Origin of the sequence: Pseudomonas folii, from assembly GCF_014357575.1 — a bacterium.
GTDB classification, from domain to species: domain Bacteria; phylum Pseudomonadota; class Gammaproteobacteria; order Pseudomonadales; family Pseudomonadaceae; genus Aquipseudomonas; species Aquipseudomonas folii.
Window position 1 is genome coordinate 18,267 of record NZ_JACONW010000013.1, and the last position, 17,832, is coordinate 36,098.

General features: G+C 55.4%; 18 protein-coding genes and 1 tRNA gene. 8 read left to right on the forward strand and 11 right to left on the reverse strand.

What is annotated here, in order from left to right; genetic code table 11:
- Positions 1-31 precede the first annotated feature (31 nt).
- Together H8S59_RS04940 and H8S59_RS04945 are read right to left on the reverse strand one after the other, a co-directional pair.
- The gene (locus tag H8S59_RS04940) at positions 32-793 is read right to left on the reverse strand and encodes a TerC family protein (protein WP_187520678.1); all 762 of its coding nucleotides are present in this window, start codon (positions 791-793) and stop codon (positions 32-34) included.
- Positions 794-825: 32 nt separating this feature from the next.
- Positions 826-1,062, reverse strand: coding sequence for a hypothetical protein (locus tag H8S59_RS04945; protein ID WP_187520679.1), 237 nt, complete (start codon positions 1,060-1,062; stop codon positions 826-828).
- A 130-nt stretch (positions 1,063-1,192) separates the two neighbouring features.
- Here H8S59_RS04945 and nhaR point away from each other — a divergent pair, with 130 nt between their 5' ends.
- Positions 1,193-2,095 (forward strand): transcriptional activator NhaR, encoded by a 903-nt coding sequence (gene nhaR / locus H8S59_RS04950; protein ID WP_095093963.1) that lies wholly within the window; start codon positions 1,193-1,195, stop codon positions 2,093-2,095.
- 13 nt (positions 2,096-2,108) lie between these two features.
- On the opposite strand, the gene H8S59_RS04955 is transcribed toward nhaR, so the two are convergent.
- Complete coding sequence (locus tag H8S59_RS04955) at positions 2,109-2,618, reverse strand: DUF1993 domain-containing protein (protein ID WP_095093964.1); 510 nt, start codon at positions 2,616-2,618, stop codon at positions 2,109-2,111.
- A gap of 154 nt (positions 2,619-2,772) precedes the next feature.
- On the opposite strand from H8S59_RS04955, the gene H8S59_RS04960 reads away from it, so the two are divergent.
- The gene (locus H8S59_RS04960) at positions 2,773-3,438 is read left to right on the forward strand and encodes a YceH family protein (protein ID WP_187520680.1); all 666 of its coding nucleotides are present in this window, start codon (positions 2,773-2,775) and stop codon (positions 3,436-3,438) included.
- A gap of 38 nt (positions 3,439-3,476) precedes the next feature.
- Here H8S59_RS04960 and H8S59_RS04965 read toward each other — a convergent pair whose 3' ends face one another.
- On the reverse strand, positions 3,477-4,292 hold the full coding sequence (locus H8S59_RS04965) for a shikimate 5-dehydrogenase (protein WP_187520681.1): 816 nt from the start codon (positions 4,290-4,292) through the stop codon (positions 3,477-3,479).
- Positions 4,293-4,524: 232 nt separating this feature from the next.
- Here H8S59_RS04965 and H8S59_RS04970 point away from each other — a divergent pair, with 232 nt between their 5' ends.
- The 3 genes from H8S59_RS04970 to H8S59_RS04980 all read left to right on the forward strand — a co-directional run bounded on the left by H8S59_RS04970 (position 4,525) and on the right by H8S59_RS04980 (position 5,577).
- Positions 4,525-4,890, forward strand: a complete 366-nt coding sequence (locus H8S59_RS04970) for a hypothetical protein (RefSeq protein ID WP_027899069.1) — start codon at positions 4,525-4,527, stop codon at positions 4,888-4,890.
- A 191-nt stretch (positions 4,891-5,081) separates the two neighbouring features.
- A complete protein-coding gene (locus H8S59_RS04975; RefSeq protein ID WP_095093967.1) occupies positions 5,082-5,276 on the forward strand; it encodes a hypothetical protein in 195 nt (64 codons plus the stop codon).
- Between the two features lie 118 nt (positions 5,277-5,394).
- Positions 5,395-5,577 (forward strand): hypothetical protein, encoded by a 183-nt coding sequence (locus H8S59_RS04980; RefSeq protein WP_187520682.1) that lies wholly within the window; start codon positions 5,395-5,397, stop codon positions 5,575-5,577.
- Positions 5,578-5,719: 142 nt separating this feature from the next.
- Here the strand turns inward: H8S59_RS04980 and H8S59_RS04985 are convergent, their stop codons facing one another.
- Complete coding sequence (locus tag H8S59_RS04985) at positions 5,720-6,280, reverse strand: hypothetical protein (RefSeq protein ID WP_187520683.1); 561 nt, start codon at positions 6,278-6,280, stop codon at positions 5,720-5,722.
- Positions 6,281-6,527: 247 nt separating this feature from the next.
- On the opposite strand from H8S59_RS04985, the gene pbpG reads away from it, so the two are divergent.
- Entirely contained in the window at positions 6,528-7,463 is a 936-nt protein-coding gene (gene pbpG / locus H8S59_RS04990) for a D-alanyl-D-alanine endopeptidase (RefSeq protein WP_095093970.1), read from the forward strand.
- A gap of 77 nt (positions 7,464-7,540) precedes the next feature.
- Here the strand turns inward: pbpG and H8S59_RS04995 are convergent, their stop codons facing one another.
- From H8S59_RS04995 to H8S59_RS05015, 5 genes are all read right to left on the reverse strand, one after another.
- A complete protein-coding gene (locus H8S59_RS04995) occupies positions 7,541-8,974 on the reverse strand; it encodes an NAD-dependent succinate-semialdehyde dehydrogenase (RefSeq protein ID WP_187520684.1) in 1,434 nt (477 codons plus the stop codon).
- 125 nt (positions 8,975-9,099) lie between these two features.
- Positions 9,100-9,984: a DMT family transporter gene (locus H8S59_RS05000; RefSeq protein ID WP_095093972.1), complete on the reverse strand. Its 885-nt coding sequence runs from the start codon at positions 9,982-9,984 to the stop codon at positions 9,100-9,102.
- Between the two features lie 171 nt (positions 9,985-10,155).
- Positions 10,156-10,665: a cupin domain-containing protein gene (locus H8S59_RS05005; RefSeq protein ID WP_095093973.1), complete on the reverse strand. Its 510-nt coding sequence runs from the start codon at positions 10,663-10,665 to the stop codon at positions 10,156-10,158.
- Between the two features lie 66 nt (positions 10,666-10,731).
- Positions 10,732-12,990 carry an ATP-binding protein gene (locus H8S59_RS05010; protein ID WP_187520685.1) on the reverse strand — a complete coding sequence of 753 codons (2,259 nt, stop codon included), beginning with the start codon at positions 12,988-12,990 and terminating at the stop codon, positions 10,732-10,734.
- 630 nt (positions 12,991-13,620) lie between these two features.
- Positions 13,621-15,246, reverse strand: coding sequence for an aldehyde dehydrogenase family protein (locus H8S59_RS05015; RefSeq protein WP_187520686.1), 1,626 nt, complete (start codon positions 15,244-15,246; stop codon positions 13,621-13,623).
- Positions 15,247-15,405: 159 nt separating this feature from the next.
- Here H8S59_RS05015 and H8S59_RS05020 point away from each other — a divergent pair.
- Positions 15,406-15,481: transfer RNA gene (locus H8S59_RS05020), tRNA-Asn, on the forward strand.
- Between the two features lie 492 nt (positions 15,482-15,973).
- Positions 15,974-16,465, forward strand: a complete 492-nt coding sequence (locus tag H8S59_RS05025) for a hypothetical protein (protein WP_187520687.1) — start codon at positions 15,974-15,976, stop codon at positions 16,463-16,465.
- A 269-nt stretch (positions 16,466-16,734) separates the two neighbouring features.
- Here the strand turns inward: H8S59_RS05025 and H8S59_RS05030 are convergent, their stop codons facing one another.
- Positions 16,735-17,766, reverse strand: a complete 1,032-nt coding sequence (locus H8S59_RS05030; RefSeq protein ID WP_187520688.1) for a leucine-rich repeat domain-containing protein — start codon at positions 17,764-17,766, stop codon at positions 16,735-16,737.
- Positions 17,767-17,832: the final 66 nt, after the last annotated feature.

The following is a 17,832-nucleotide window of genomic DNA, read 5'->3' on the forward strand; positions in this document are numbered from 1 at the left end:
CTTTTCAGCTTTTAAGCGGCGCCGTCAGCTATCACGCTTTGGATGTCTGAGCAGCCGCCTCCTTCTTGAGCTTGGACCTGCGGGACATCATGTTCAGGATTTCAATAAAGGCAGAGAATGCCATCGCAGCATAGATGTAGCCTTTAGGCACGTGAGCACCGAAGCCCTCTGCGATCAGTGTCATGCCGATCATGATCAGGAAGCCCAGCGCCAGCATCACGACGCTCGGGTTGTCGTTGATGAACTTGGCCAAAGGCTCGGCTGCCACCAACATGACGATTACGGCAGATACCACAGCGATGATCATGATCGGCAAGTGTTCGGTCATGCCGACGGCCGTGATGATGCTGTCGATGGAGAACACCAGGTCGAGAATCAGAATCTGACTGATCGCCGCACCCATGCTGAGGGTAATGGTGGTCTCCAGCTTCTTCTCTTCTTCAGTCTTGATATCGACGCTATGGTGAATCTCGGTCGTGGCTTTCCAGACCAGGAACAGACCACCTGCGATCAGGATCATGTCTTTCCAGGAGAATACCTGCCCCAGAATCTCAATCACCGGCTCGGTCAGTTGTACGATCCACGCGACGGTGCTGAGCAAGCCCAGGCGCAGGAACAATGCCATACCGATACCCAGGCGCCGTGCCTTCAACTGCTGGTGGGCCGGTAGCTTGTTAGTCAGGATAGAGATGAAAATCAGGTTATCGATGCCCAACACGACTTCCATGACAACCAGAGTGGCCAAGGCAATCCATGCAGCGGGGCTTGAAGCGAGTTCTAACAGGTATTCCATGTGTATTGCCCTGATTCAGTCAGTGGTAAAAGTCAGATTTCTTTCTTGCTTTCGTCGTCTTTCTGCTCTGCCTTGGGCTCAGCCATGGACAAGTCCTGCTTGGCATCATCCAGAGCTTTTGTTGCGGCTTTGTGAGTATCGTCGATAGCCTGTTTGGCTGAATCAGTTGCAGTGTTCAGCAGTTGTTTGCTGGAACTTTCAATCTGGTCACAGCCCGCCAACACCAATAACGGTACAGCCAGTAATGCAGCATAGAGAGATTTAATCATCTGGAGCCTCGAAAATTTAACCGGTTTTTAACGCTCCGGCGATAGGCCAGCATTCTAGAGAGATCGAACCATCAGGAAAATTCGTATTTTTAAGCGGTATACTTCGTAAATACCGAACCGAGAAGAGTCAATGCTTAACTATCGACAGCTGCATTATTTCTGGGTGGTCGCCAAAACCGGCAGCATCGTGCGCGCCTGCGACCAGTTAAACCTCACGGCCCAGACTATCAGCGGCCAGATCAGTCTGCTGGAACAGTCTTTGGGCGTTGACCTGTTTCAGCGTGTCGGTCGACAGCTGGAGCTCACCGAAGCGGGTCGCCTCACCCTGCCCTACGCCGAGCAGATGTTTCAACTCGGTAACGAGCTGGAGTCCATTCTGCGAGCACAGCCGGACGAACCGCAGATATTGTTTCGCGTTGGCGTCGCGGACGTGGTGCCCAAGTCCATCGTATACAGGCTGATCGCACCGACCATGGAATTGAGCGAGCCGATGCGTATCACCTGTCGGGAAGACAAACTTGAACGGTTGTTGGCTGACCTGGCGATTCAGCGACTGGACCTGGTGATCTCCGACAGTCCGATGCCTCCTCACCTGGACATCAAAGGCTACAGCCAGAAGCTCGGCGAATGCGGGATTAGTTTTTTTGCCACTGCGGAGCTTTTCGAGCGCTATGGGCAAGACTTCCCCCTCGGCATGCAAGGTGCACCGCTGCTGATTCCAGGGCAGGAAACCGTGGTGCGCAGTCGACTCATGCGCTGGTTTGCGGAGTTGAAGGTTCAGCCGAGAATCGTGGGAGAATTCGACGACAGCGCCCTGATGAAGGCCTTCGGCAAATCCGGCAGCGGGATATTCGTCGCGCCGAGCGTGATTGCTGATGAAGTGCAGGCGCAGTATGGCGTGCAGCTACTCGGCCAGACGGATGCCGTGACCGAGTCGTTTTATGCCATTTCGGTGGAGCGCAAGGTCAAGCACCCCGGCATCGTTGCGATTACCGAGGGCGCCCGACTGAAGCTGTTTACCGATGCAGTTTAGGGACGTAAAGGACTTAAACAGTACCCATGAAATCGCGCTTGCCGATTTCGATGCCATTGTGGCGCAGCAGGTCGTAGGCGGTGGTTACGTGGAAGAAGAACTGCGGCAGGCTGTAGCTCAACAGATAAGTCTGGCCGGTAAAGCGTTTCTCTTTAGGGGTGCCCGGGCGAAGGATGATTTCAATTTCTTCGTTGCCGTCGATTTGCTCGGGCTTGATGCTACCAATGAAGTCCAGAGTCTTGGCCAGTAGCGCCTGGAGCTCAGCGAAGCTGGTTTCAGTGTCGTCATACTTCGGCATTTCGACCTGAGCCAGACGCGCCGATGCACCTTTGGCGAAGTCCACAGCGATCTGCACCTGGCGAGTGAAGTTCAGCATGTCTGGATACAGACGCGCCTGCAGCAGTGCTTCAGGCTGGATGTTTTTCTGCGTGGCGTGCGCTTCGGCTTTAGTCAGGATCTGGCTCAACGCGTTAAGCATCTGCTGGAAAACCGGGACGGAAGCTGAGTACAGGGAAATAGTCATGACAGTTCCTTCAAAGAAAGTGGCTGATTATAGGCATGTGTAGCCAAGCGCGCTGTGGCTCTTTTCAACTGACATCCTTTGGCTGACAGTTGCGCTGGAAATAATTACCCACACGCCCTAGGCTGTCTGCCCGCCATCGCCTACGGAAAGAGCCATGTCCACAGAACAGTCTTCGAACAGTCCTGCCGAACAACCCGATGCGCTGAATCTGAGCAGCACCGAGGTGCGCATTCTAGGCTGCCTCATCGAAAAACAGGCGACCAGCCCGGAAACCTATCCGCTGACCCTCAACGCACTGGTCACTGCTTGCAATCAAAAGACCAGCCGCGACCCCGTGATGAACCTTAACCCCGGTCCGGTCGGGCAAAGCCTGCGCGCACTGGAAGGCCGCGGCCTGGTTCGGCTGGTCATGGGCAGCCGCGCTGATCGCTGGGAACAGCGCGTCGATAAAACGCTTGAGTTGGTCCCTGCGCAGGTGATCCTGGCGGGGCTTCTGTTGCTGCGCGGCCCGCAGACGGTCAACGAACTGCTGACTCGCAGCAACCGGATGCACGATTTCGAGGACAGCGAGCAAGTCGTCCATCAACTGGAGCGGCTGATTGCCAGAGGCCTGGCGATTCTGCTGCCACGCCAGTCAGGACAACGCGAAGACCGTTACATGCATACGCTGGGTAATGCTGAAGATCTGCAGGAAATCCTTGCAGCCCGACAAAGCCAGCCAGAGCGCGCCTCCTCAGCGAGCAACGCCAGCGCCGAGCGTCTGGATGAACTTGAAGCGCGTATTGCAGCACTCGAAGAGCGTCTGGCGAAGCTCGAATAACCCCTGCCCGTCAGCGACTACCCGGGCAGGGCATTGTCTTACCCGGCCCGGGCAAACGCGGCCGCCTGGCGAAACTGCTCGTCATCCGGACGCACGCCGGTGTACAGCACAAATTGCTCCAGCGCCTGAATCGCGGCGACTTCATCACCACTGATGACTCGCTTGTTTCTGGCGCGCGCAGCTTCCACAAGCGGCGTATTGACCGGGTTGGCGACGACGTCGAACACAGTCTCTGCCGCATCGATGGCGTCCAGGCTGAATGCAAGCTCATCGGCCTGGGGACCAATCATGCCCAACGGTGTCACGTTAACCAGTAACGACGGCCGCTCATCACCCAGATCGGCCCGCCAACGCAGGCCGCAGGATTGCGCCAACGCCCGACCGGCTTCTTCGTTGCGGGCAATAATGGTCCCCTCAGTAAATCCCGCGTCGCGCATGGCGAACGCGACAGCCTTGGCCATGCCACCACTGCCGCGCAGGGCGAACGCAGTGCGTGGAACGGCTCGGCTGTCCATCAATTGAGCGACGGCAATGTAGTCCGTGTTGTAGGCTTTCAAGTGGCCTGCGGTATTAACGATAGTGTTGACTGACGCAATAGCGGCCGCCGAAGGATCCATTTCGTCAATCAACGGGATACTTGCTTCCTTGAACGGCATTGAGACAGCGCAGCCGCGAATCCCCAGCGAGCGCATTCCCGAGAGGGCAGCCGGCAGGTCCGAAGGGCTGAAAGCTTTGTAATAGAAGTTCAGACCCAGTTGTTGGTAAAGGTAGTTATGGAAACGAACGCCGAAGTTGCCGGGTCTTGCAGCGAGGGACATGCACAGAACCGTTTCCTTGTCGGGGACAACAGCCATACTTTTCTCCTGAACGGTATTAGTAAAAGCCTCATGGGAAGGCGTAATATCTGCACCGCAACATGGCGCGGTAAAAATCGGCCGACTAGACTATTTGTACAAAAGTACCTTACACAAAATTTACTCAGCGGCTTCGCAGTTTTTCCGCAAAGCGCTGTCTTAAGAGTTATCCCGTGGCAGTGCTTGAGAGTGACGCAGGCTCGCGACAACGGGTTGAAAGTGAGGAACAGTCATGATTCGTCAAATCCCCAAGGTTGCCTTGTTATTAGCTGCTCTGGCCATGGCCGGCCAGGCGAATGCCCATGGCGGCGGCCGTGGCTGGGCAGGCCCGGCAGTTGTGGGTGCAATTGTCGGTGGCGTAGTCGGTGCCGCGGTATCGTCCGGTCGCGACAGGACGGTTTATGTCGAGCAACAGCCGGTCTATGTTCAACAACCCGTGTATGTTCAGGCTCCGCCGCAACCAGTCTATTATCAACCGGCCTATCAGGTTGTAGCGCCACCGCCAGTGCGCGTATACGGTCCACCGCCTGGCTATTACGGCCCACCACCGGTGTATTACGGCCCACCGCGCGGCTATTACGACCGTGGTCGCTGGTAATCATTGATAAGCAGCCCTGCCCTCACCGGCGGGGCTTTTTTTCGCAAGTTGAATGATAACGACTACATTGAGACTCAAGATTGGCGGGTCAAAGACGATAGCCTGCTAACGTCTATTCTCGACCCACGAGCCAAGGTATAACTCTCCAACAACCTTACAGCTCAGTTCGTCATAACAATAAGGAACTCAACATGCCGACACAGAACCCACATCGAACGGTTGGACTCTGTACGTCGAACAAGGTCTATAGCGCCTTGACTGAACTCAAGAGCCTCGAAGGCCATCGTACTGCAAAGTTTATTGCGCTGATGGCGCAGAATCTGGTTGAGAAAGGCGTGCTGTCAGATGAGGAAGTGATCGCCATGCTGGACCAGGTCGTCGACTGATCCCTGTCGGCCTGAGTTGCGCCGGCCTTCTGTTCATCAATGTCCACTATCGAGCGCGTTGATTTCTGCTGAGTCCAGTGACGCCGTAGAGTAGCGCCATAGATTGTTGGAGGCACTTATGAGCACACTCAAAATCATGTCCGTGGTCGGCAGCGCAGTCCCCCAGGCGCTTAGGGCCCAAGGTCTGCTGGCCTGTTGGTATCTGGTCCATAACGGAGAGCCCGTCAGCGGCCCGTTCGAATCATTGAATGCCGCCCAGGCACGTTCTGAGCTGGTCGAAGACCATCCGCTCAACAGCTAGATAGATGTTTAACAGCCCGGCTCAACGCCAGGCTGATACTTACCCGGTTCAAGCTCCCTGAATCGTGCGTTGCTCCGCACACCCCATTGCCCGCATTGGTCCCCTGATGCGGGCTTTTTTACGTAGCTACTTCCAGGCGATATCAGAGACGCTCAGCCATTGCCGCATTGAGCTGGCAACGATGGGTCAGCTTCTGCAGACGCTTCTCCATACTCATGAACACCACCCGATCCGAACGACCACTTTCCAGCTCATCGATAAGGTCACTGGCGACCTGACGCAACTCGTAAGCGATCACCACGCGGTCATCATTGAGGTCATGCTTGTGGGATTCGAACAGACGGTGCAGATAGTTCTCCAGAACATACTTCATCCGGTGCCGGTCAGTGGCACGCAGGTGGTTCAGGCTCAGATTGATTTTGCCCAGCAACTCGCTGAGCTCTCCACACAGATACTGCATGCGTCTGGCGTAACCAATCTGCCCGTCGCGCATGGCCTTGTGTTGCACTGAGGCTTCCTGACTGCGCTGAATGCCAGGAACGGCAACGGCGACCATCATGCCAATGATCAAGCCGGTTGCCTGAACCCAGCCCGCCCAGTCTGCGGGACGCGAGAAGAAACCTGCCCCCATCAAAAGCACGGCTATTGCGCCAGCCACTATCACTAAAACAACGTAATCCTTGCTGATAAACCCTTTGGGCATCACGCGACTCCTTCGGCCTGTGTCGGCAGCTATCGATGGCATGGGATGCTAATCGGTGCGGGCGATGGATACCATGACTATCGTTACCGTGGACGATTTTTCAACCGCCGCGGAAAAACTTAAATCTTACATATATTAGTGAATCGCCCTACAACAGCCATCGACAGTGGTCAGGCCTACTCATAAAATGCCGAGCAGTTTCTCTATCCGTGTGAATACCACACTCCATTCTTAGTGAGCCTCGCTCTTGAAAATTCGTCTTCACATTTTGGGCCTTTTATTTGCACTTACAGGCCCGGCACTTTCCACCAGCGCCTCCGCGAACGACCCCGCCCCACTTAATCGTGATCCTTCTCTACTTCATCTGGCATCCGGCAGCGCGATGCTTGTTGACCTGCAGACCGATAAAGTTCTGTATTCCAGCAATCCTGATGTCATCGTCCCCATTGCCTCTGTGACCAAGCTCATGACGGCGATGGTTGTGCTGGACGCCAAGCAGTCCATGGATGAAGTCATTCCGGTCAATATCTCGCAAACGCCAGAAATGAAAGGCGTGTTCTCCCGAGTCAAACTGGGCAGCGAACTGCCCCGCCGTGAAATGCTGCTCATCACCCTGATGTCTTCCGAGAACCGCGCAGCAGCAAGTCTGGCGCACAGTTATCCGGGCGGCTATGCAGCGTTTATTCTGGCAATGAATGCCAAAGCCAAGGCACTGGGCATGAAACACACGGTGTATGTCGAGCCTACCGGTCTATCGATCTACAACGTTTCTACCGCCCGCGACCTGACCAAACTGTTGCTCGCATCGCGCAAATACCCGGCCCTCAGCGAGCTGAGCACCACCTCGGAAAAAACCGTGACGTTCCGTAAGCCAACCTACAGCCTGGGCTTCAGTAACACTGACCACCTGGTTCGTAAATCCAACTGGGATATCAAGCTGACCAAGACCGGCTTTACCAATCAGGCTGGACACTGTCTGGTGCTGCTGACCAGCATGGCCAATCGTCCTGTTGCGATGGTGATCCTTGATGCATTCGGCAAATACACTCACTTTGCAGATGCAAGCCGCATACGCCAGTGGATGGAGACAGGCAAAAGCAACCCGCCGCCAGCCGTCGCGCTGCAATACAAGAAAGAAAAGAATCTAGTGATGAAGCAACAGGGTTTGCAAGCCACTGAGTGACCTGCAGGGCTCACAGGCAACTAAAAAGGCCGCCAGCTCCTTGAGGAACTGGCGGCCTTTTCGTTGCAGCTAAGTGCTTAGAGGTTGAATTGAGTGACCAGCTTGGTATTCAAGTAAGCCTCAATCGCCTCGGTACCACCTTCGGAGCCGTAGCCGGAATCCTTGATGCCCCCGAATGGAACCTCCGGCAAGCCGATGCCTTGATGGTTGATCGAAAGCATACCGGCTTCAATCTGGGTGCTCAGCGCGTGAGCCGTCTTCATCGACGTGGTAAACGCATACGAAGCCAGACCGAATGGCACACGATTGGATTCGGCAATCGCCTCTTCCACGGTGTCGAACGGCACCACTAGGGCAACGGGGCCAAAGGGCTCTTCGTTCATGATGCGCATCTCACGGGTCAGGCCGCTGAGCACAGTCGGTTCGAAGAAATAGCCAGGACCGTCAATAGCTTTGCCTCCTGCATTCAGCGTCGCCCCCGAAGCCTTGGCATCATCAACCAGGGCAACCAGCGCTGGAATGCGGCGATCGTTGGCGACCGGCCCCATGGTTACCGTTGAATCCAGACCGTTACCGACCTTGATCTCCTTAGTCAGCCCAACGAATTTCTCGAGAAACGCGTCGAATACGCCGCGCTGCACCAGAATACGGGTCGGCGACACGCAGACCTGACCGGCGTTGCGGAATTTGGCAGTTGCCAGCACGCGCGCAGCGAGATCGACATCTGCATCGTCAAAAACCAGTGCAGGGGCATGACCGCCCAACTCCATGGTCGCGCGCTTCATGTGCTGCCCGGCAAGTGCGGCGAGTTGCTTGCCAACCGGAGTCGAGCCGGTGAATGTCACTTTGCGAATGACCGGGTGAGCAATCAGGTACGAGGAAATTTCCGCGGGGTTACCGTATACCAGGCCAATGACACCGGCTGGGACACCGGCGTCCGCGAAGGCGCGGATCAATTCAGCGGGTGAACCCGGAGTTTCTTCCGGTGCCTTGATAATGATCGAGCAGCCTGCCGCCAGCGCCGACGACAGTTTGCGCACGATCTGGTTGATCGGGAAATTCCACGGCGTAAACGCTGCGACTGGCCCTACAGGCTCTTTGACGACTTTCTGCTCGACGTCTACGCCACGGGACGGAACGATGCGGCCGTAACTGCGACGCCCCTCCTCGGCCAGCCACTCGATCACGTCCGCACCCGACAACACTTCAGTGCGGGCTTCAGCCACCGGCTTACCCTGTTCCTGCGTCATGATCCGGGCAATGGAATCTGCGCGCTCGCGCAGTAAATGCGCTGCTTTTTGCATCGTTTTGTAGCGATCATAGGCCGAGGTTTTGCGCCATACAGCGAAACCGCGCTCGGTAGCCGCCAGCGCGTCATCGAGGTCAGAAATGCTGGCGTGTGCAACAGTGCCCAGTTGCTGGCCGGTAGCGGGATCAATGACTGGCTGGGTGCGACCATCCTGGCCTGCACGCCATTGACCGTCGATGAAGAGCTGTACATCAGGATACATAGCGATTCTCCAGTTGCATTCGCAAGAACAGAAATGTGCTTTTCAAAAGCGCTACGAGTTCAATGGGGGCGCAATGGTGTATATCAAGGCATTTCCACTCATTGCTTTTGCGGGGCAAGCATCCATCAAGCCTTGGTTCGTTGCTGCCACGCAGCAGCCAGCCCGCTCAGGCAGATGACGGCGATGCCCAGTTGCGCAGTCAACGAGGGCGCATGGCCAAACACCAGATAACCCAGCAGCCCCGCGAACACGATCTGGCAGTAGCTGAACGGGGCCAGCATCGCAGGCGCCGCATAACGAAAGGCCTGAGTCAGCAGCAAGTGAGCAACCATTCCGCACGCGCCCAGCGCCAGCATGAACGGTAAATGCTTGAGTTCAGGCGCAGTCCAGAAAAATGGCAGGAGCGCGGTCATGACCAGGCTGTTGAAAAGCCCTGCGAAGAAGTTGCTGGTGGTCGGGCTGTCGTGCGCGCTGACCATGCGGGTAAGCAGCTGATAGGAGGCAAATAACGTGGCAGACCCCAGCGGTAGCAAGCTGGCTGGAGTAAACAGCTCTCCGCCGGGATGCACAATGATCAGCACGCCGGCGAAGCCTACAAGCACCGCGGCCCATTGCTTGCGCGTGACATGCTCCCCTAATAGCGGCACCGATAAGGCGGTAATCAACAGGGGAGCAAGAAAGTTGACGGCGGTTGCTTCAGCCAACGGGATGTACATCAATCCGGTGGTGAACAACAAACTGGTCCCCAGCAGACACAGCGCGCGCATTATCTGCAGCTTCAGGCGTTTGGTGCGCAACACGCGCAGCCCTGCCGAAGGCATGAAAATACCGGCCATCAATAGCGTATGCACCACATAACGAACCCAGACGACCATGAAGATCGGGTAAAACCCGGACAGGTATTTGGAAATGGTGTCGTGACTTGAAAAAAGGAAAGTCGCCAGAACAATGAGCGCGATGCCCTTGAGTGGCTGATTGACGCCGGATAATGGCGTGCTGACGGTACTCATCTAGTTTCCTTGGCATGGCAGAAAACAGTCGCCTATTCAGATGCCGAACGCCAGCGCATCCGATCTCCCTGAATAGCGTATGGAGGAAAGAATATAGAAGCTGCCCCGGTTATCCAAACAATGCCGAGGCTAATGACGAAATTAAATGACTGGTCAGTCCAGTCGGGACACTCAGGTCCAGATTCGCAACAGAGCGCCCTTCGCCCCGGAAAGAGGATCGCTTATCGGCAAAGGGACTTCGGAAATACGCTGCCGGGAAGCAATCAACGCCGCATGATCGGCACGCTGGATGTCGTACTGGCTCCGATTGGATGGATAGGCGCCCACGACCAGAAAGTCATCACTTTGCTCCAGACAACAGTGACCGGTGCCAGCAGGCAACACCAGGACATCTCCTGACGCTACCGTGACCTCCTGCCCGTATTCGCCACCAAGCTTGACCCTCGCCGCTCCACTGGCAACGCCGAGCACTTCATGGGCAGTGGAATGATAATGGTGATAATCAAAAATCACATCACGCCATAGCGCTGGCCAATGATTACCGGTGAAGAGTCGCTCGAACTCCGCCGCCATGTCCTCGCTTTCAAACGATATTCCCCGGTACACCAACACAGGTAGTCGACTGTTAGGGACTTCCCGGTCTCCTTCGAAAAACAATTGCTCGGGTGCACGTGAAACCATGATGGCGGCTCCTTGCCTGATGGACTAATCCATGTCGACTCCTGCTGATCGCCGATATTGCCAGCGTCAGACAGGCGGACATGCTTGAGACGTAACCAGCGGCACCGTAAAGCTGAACTCACTGCCATGGCCCAGCTCACTGCGAACCCAAAGATCGCCGCCATGGGCTTTCACGATGCCCATCGAGATGTACAGCCCCAAGCCGGTACCACTGGGATTGCCTTGCCTGATTCGCCAATAGCGCTCAAAGACATGAGGCAGATGCTCAGGTGCAATCCCCGCCCCCGTATCAGTGACACTGAACCTGACGTAGCTACCCTCTTTCACAGCCTTGACCCCGACGCTGCCTTCCCTTGGAGTGAACTTGATGGCATTGCCGACCAGATTGGACAACACCTGGAATAATCGCTCCGGGTCGGCTGAAATCTGCAGGTCCGGCTCGGAGACAAAGCTCAACTCGACAAATTTGTTCAGTGCCAATGGCGCAAGAAGAGAATAGCCCTCTTCAAAGATCTGGCTGACATCCATGCGCTGCGATGTGATGGAGTAACGACCTGCTTCGATCTTCGACGTATCCAGCAAGTCCTCCAACAGATTAGTCATCCGCGTCGTCGCCCGCTGCATGGTGTCGATGGCGGAGTTGACACGTTTGGATGATGGGCCACTATCGGCGCCTATCAATCGCTGCATCATGCCGCACTGCATGACTATGACCGTCATTGGGCTGCGCAGGTCGTGGGAGACCACCGCTACCAGATCATCGCGCGCACGAACCGCGTCCTGCTCTCGTGACACCTGACGAGCAAGATCCGCTTCCAGCGCTGAGCGCCGCAAATCGGCTGCGGCAAACAGGTCGCCTGCGCTCCAGCGATGCGCCTTGCCATCAACCTGTTCTTTCCAGATCTCGAAAGACTTGCGCGGCTGGAGTCGGCTACCCGCTTCGGTTTCCGAAAGCTCCATAGGCTTGCTGGGATCACCACTCCAATTGACACTCTCCTTGACCTCTGGACGAAACCACAGCACAGCATTGTCCACTGGTTTAGGTAGGGTGAAACTCAGCAGCCCACTGGCGACGTCCTGATATTCATGTGCATCGGGAAAGTCTGCACTCAGGCTGGACGACTCGTAGATGCCGACAGGCTGCTGTTTAACCCAGGCATACAGCGTCTGGATCTGCTCATCGCTCGGACAGGCACCCCACGTATGCAAGCGATCCTCTACCAATACCGCAATGCCCGATGCCCCGGTCAGCACCATCAACTGCTCAGGACTTTGCGCCAACGCTTCCAACACGTCCTGCTGCGTTGCCAAGCGCATCGCCTGCACAAGCTCGGTGAGCATCACCTCTTTCTTCTGCCGCTGCCGGGCGACCTCCGCTTCCTCAAGCGCGCTGATCTGCATCGACAACACCTGACCAATGGTCTGGCAAGCCGCGCGCAAGCCGTGCGGCACCAGCAGGGGCGTGCGATTCCCACAACTGATCAAGCCCCACAGGCGATCGTCCTTGAGCAGCGAAATACTCATTGAAGACAGCACGCCCATGTTCTTCATGTATTGGCAATGAATCGGCGAAACACTGCGCAGCAACGAATGCGTCATATCCAGTGGCAGTAGCGTGTCCGGGCGCAGCAAGGGGACCAGCGGCACGGGCATGTAGCGAGCGTCGGGGATGATCCGCAGCCAGTTGAGACGGTATAACTCCCGTGCCTGGCTCGGAATGTCGGACGCCGGGAAAAACAGGCCGTTGTAAGTGTCCATTCCCGGGCTGGAGGCCTCGGCAATCACCTGACCGTGTCCCTCTTCCTCAAAACGATAAATCAGCACCCGGTCATAGCCCGTCAACGCCTGAATCTCGCGGACACTTATTTCGTAGAGCTCTGCGAGGGATTTTGCGCCTTGCAGACGACGCAAGGTCCTGCCCAGGCCGCGATCCAGATGCTGCATGCTGGCCGAATTGAGTTCGCCGGGATTTTCGATCTCCAGCATCAGCATTCCATCGTGACGATGCACGGTACAGTCCACCCACTTTCCGTCATAAGCCAACGTGAGTGGATTGACCTCATCCAGTGAGCTGGCAGCCAATGCATTGCGTACCTCCTGCGCCTGCTCAGTGCCCAATACGACGTCCAGATCCTGACCGACCAGCTCTGATGCGACACGGCCGAAAAGCACATCAGCATTGGCACTGAGTTGCTGCACAATCCAGGTACTCTCGTTGACAGCCACCAACACACCGTGAGGCTGAATAGCGCCCGGAATCTGGATAGGCTCATGATCACAGTTGGCCAGCAACCGATCAAAGACATCACCGTCGTCAACAATCATCACAAAATCTCCGCTCGCCTCACACGCAAGCAATATGAACAAAGGTAGCAAATACGGCGCTATCGGCCTGCCTGGTCGTAATCTGAACGTTGTGTAGAGGTTAACGCTTTGCTCTTAATGATCACTGATCATCAAGCGGGCCCGATGCGCCCTGCCCACCTGCACATGTCATTGGATACAGCGTTTAATTTTCAACGAATGTTTTGCCAATGGCGTGTAATTGCTGCAATACAGATCACAGTAAAATTTTTGCGAGGTCTCAACGATATACCCGCAAACCTGTGTGCTGGAGAGGAACACTTGACTGGACTGACCTTACGCTGCACCTGAAAAGCCGCGAAATGCCCGCATATGAGGGTGTTGACTGCCGTATGGAGAGATTTTCTTCGAACAAGAATCAGTGCTCGTAACCATGGCACACGAACGAGTTCAACGCACCGTTATATTTTTTAGTGCCGGCAAGCACGCTCGCTCAATCAAAACGCCGGACATTTTACAGCATCGAATTGACGCAGCGAATCATCCCAAGCGAATCTTTTTGATGCGCCAATTAACGGGCTCGATTTTCACTCACGATGAGCGCATCAGTCCGTGATGCATAATCAACCTGATGCGCTCACTGCAAAGCTGTCAAAAAATATAGTCAGTGGTAAGGAAGCTGGACTCGCGATTGCGGATGATGTCGCTGATCAGCGCTTTGTTAGCGTCCTGAAATCTAGTCGCAACCAGGGTACGGATCGAGAAAACCCTGAGTGCATCGTGAACCGACAATGTACCTTCCGCGGAATTCTTGCGACCGTTGAAAGGAAACTGATCCGGTCCACGCTGGCACTGTGCGTTGATATTAATGCGCCCCACCTGATTGGCGAAAGCATCTACCAACCGCCCAACCTGTGCCGAGTCATTACCAAAGAGGCTCAGTTGCTGACCGAAATCAGAGTCCAGTACGTAATCGATGACCGACTCAATATCCCGATACGGTACAACAGGCACAACCGGACCAAACTGTTCTTCGTGGTAAACCCGCATTGCCGACGTCACTGGATACAGCACGGCCGGATAGAAAAATGTTTCATCAACCTGCCCGCCCCCCTCATTGACTACCCGCGCACCCTTGGTTACAGCGTCGTCCACCAATCCTTTCAGGTAGTCAGTTTTGCCGGGCTCAGGCAATGGAGTCAGCGATACACCTGGTTCCCACGGCATGCCTGCTTTCAACTGAGCAAGTTTCTGCTGGAATTTCTCCAGAAAGTCATCGACTACGCTCTCATGCACAAACAGAATCTTGAGCGCCGTGCAGCGCTGACCGTTGAAAGAAAGCGATCCGGTTATCGACTCATTTACAGCGTTATCCAGATCAACATCTGGCAGCACGATGCCCGGATTCTTTGCATCCAGCCCCAACACAGCGCGTAAGCGGTGTGGCTTGGGGTGCAGTTTCTTGAGGTCACTGGCCGCTTTGTTGGTCCCGATGAACGCAAACACATCTATCTTGCCACTGGCCATCAGCGCACTGACCGTTTCTCTACCGCTGCCGTAGATCACATTGATGACGCCCGCCGGAAAACTGTCCCGGAACGCTTCCAGCAATGGCCGAATCAGCAACACACCAAACTTGGCCGGTTTGAAGACCACGGTATTACCCATAATCAGAGCCGGAATGAGCGTGGTGAAGGTTTCATTCAGCGGATAATTGTAAGGCCCCATGCACAGTGTTACGCCTAAAGGAACACGGCGAATCTGACCAAGTGTGTCCTGCTCCAGCTCAAAACGACTGGAGCGACGATCCAGCTCCTTAAGAGCATTGATGGTGTCAACGATGTAGTCGCAAGTACGGTCGAACTCCTTCTCGGAATCCTTGAGGTTCTTGCCAATCTCCCACATCAGCAGCTTGACCACCGCTTCACGCTGCTCGCGCATCCGCTTGAGAAATGCCTCGACGTGTCGGATGCGCTCGACCACCCGCATCGTCGGCCAAGCGCCCTGCCCTCGGTCATAAGCCTGAACCGCCGCCTCCAGCGCAGTCATCGCAGTGGCCGAGTCAAGCAACGGCGTACTGCCCAGAATCACCGACTGGATACCATCGACAGCACTGAGACACACCGGACTGCGCACCGGTGCCAGCGGCCCTTGCCACAGCTGCAATGTACCGTTGACCAGGTACTCCCGCTGCTCGATGGCCTTGTCCGGACGATACTGCTCGGGGATTTGCTCAAGGGTGGGAAATAATGTTTCAAGACGATTGCTGGCAGTCACTTCTTTCACCTCTCTGAAGATCAGTCACAAGGAGCATGCCAACTACACTACGCCAAAGTCCCCCGCATTTGGAAACCAGACCCGCCAACCTGCTGAATAGTAAAAATATTTTTGGCCCACGCTTGACTAATCCAATTGAAACAGTAACATAGCGCTCATTCCGCGATAGCTCAGTTGGTAGAGCAAGTGACTGTTAATCACTGGGTCCCTGGTTCGAGTCCAGGTCGTGGAGCCATATAGATACAAGCGATTGGGCGGTTTTTGTAAGGCTTCTTAGTTAAAATGGCTTCGGTCATTGAGAGCTGAAACCTGGCATAACCGCCCTTTTTCTTGCCTGCAGAACTCTGAACAGCATTAACGATTCAGAGGCGAGCACAACGAAAATCTTTACCCCCTTCCAACCAAAGCTGACCTGGCAAGACTACGGCAGACGCAAATCCGGGCGCGCTCTTCGTTGACGCTGACATACCCACTCCTCCTTGCTGAAACGGCCTTTACATGAATGCAGCCCGATGCAATTCAAAGGTAGGCCTGTTTAAAGCATGTATTTTTTGATTCAACCTTTGACGGCCTGGGTGGATCAATTCTGCTGACGCTAATTCTGCGGATATTGGAGGGCTTGGAAACCCGAATAGAGGGCGTTAACCTGACGATCCTGTGGATTCAATCCTGAGTGGTCAAATTCTCCTGATTTCTTGCCGCGCTCAAACCTGTGCCTGATGCGACGATGAATAAGTTTTCTCTAATTAGTTGTGCGCTTCTGCTTACTGGCTGCGTTGGTCACTACCAGCAACCGGCGCTGACAGCGCCTCACGCCACCCTTGATGCCAAGTGGGGCAACAACAACCTGATGTCCGGTGGCTTCCAGGCATACTGGGCTTATCACGACGCCCATTGCCTGGACACAAAAGATACCGGCGTGCTGGGCCGTGTTTCACAGTCAGAGAGCGAAAAGAATCAATTTTTGGTAGAGCCTGACAGACGTATATACCTCACCGCTCTTAGTACCGGAACCAAGCAGCGCGAGACCACCGACCCGTCGGCGATTCAAAGGAGTTGCATGAACATCAGTAGCTTCATCCCTGAAGCTGGAGCGACCTATCAGATTACCCACTCAGCGCCCAAGTCTGGTTGCTATTTGGAGGTGCTAGACATTAAGACCGGAAAGGCGCCTGCTTCGCTCGTCTTAGAGCCTATTACCAAGGAGTGCGGGCTGTAAGGGATCGAGTAGCCTGCCGCCACTTTCGCGGTCGGGCCAAGCAGTGACAACTCATCGGATTAATACGGGAACTTAAGTCAATATCATCAAGTTTTCTGTAAGCGGATGGCGAACACCTATCGAACTCCGGCATTAAGGGCGGCGGTGTCCGAGAGTTTTTAAGCGGGAGCAAGCATCCTTATCACCAGGATGTCCATGCGCCAATGAAGCTCTTACTTAGATTAAGCGGGCACAATGTGCTCTTGCAAAGTCCGGTAAACCAACATCTCTCATTCTTCAAAAATCCCTTTCACCAACGCGAGCCCTAGCGTCTCGCGCCTCGCCTCAATCTCCTGATCAACCCCCCGCTTACCACTCACCAACCGCACAGCTTTCAACTCTGGCAACGGCTGATCAAGCAAAGCCAGCAAATCCAACTCCGGCGTTTTATAAATCGACAACTTGCCCACCGGCACTTCACCCAACCCGTCAATCCGCCCAAGCGACTTGAGATTAGCCAAACGCAACCCCCGTAACCTGCTACACGACCCCAAAACCAGCTCACCCAAGTGCGGCTGATCCTCAATCTCCAACACCTCAAGACTGGGAAAGCGTCCAAGCTCCAGCGCTTGCAACCCGCGCACCCGGAGCAGGCTCAAGTGCGTAACGCTGTCACTGAACAACTCCGGCATCGCCTCACGGCTGCCAAAACCGATTGAAAGAGTCTCCAAACCGGATAACCTCGAGATCACCTCAAACGTGGTAGTGGCCGGCTGTCGGTACAGGCTGAGTTCGGTCAGCCCAGTAAGCGCTTCCAGCGGCTTCAGCCCCTGGGTTTTTGCATTCAGGTGGAGCACCCGCAGGTGGGGCAGGCGGCTGACCGAAGCGAGGTCCAGCTTTGGCCCCACTTCCTGGAAAACCCGCAGCATGGTCAGGTTTTGCAGGTTGCTCAAGGCCAATATCGGGTTCAGGTCAAGCTTGTCCACGCCAAGCGCCAGACTGCCCAGGTACGCAAGGCTTGCCAGCGTCTCAAGCCGTTCGGCGTGATAGAGGCAATCGAGGGTCAAGGTCTGCACGTTAGGCAGGGCTTCGAGTGTGCGACCGTCGAAGGGCTGGTCGGCGGCGTAGTGCCCGTAGAAGCGCACGTCGAGGCGATGGCCGTGTTGTGCGCACAAGGCATCCAGCGCTGCCAATATCGGTGCCGGGTATTGCTCGGGCGCCAAGAACTGCACCACGACGTGTTCGTCACTGTTGCCGAGCAGTTCGGCCACGGTGGTTTGCAGGTCGTGCAACGAAGGTGAGTGGATACGTTGGGGCAACATGGCGCAGCCTTGTGAGCAGAGAGTGAGGGTCGATGTTAGGTCACAACGTCGGTTTCGGCCATTCTG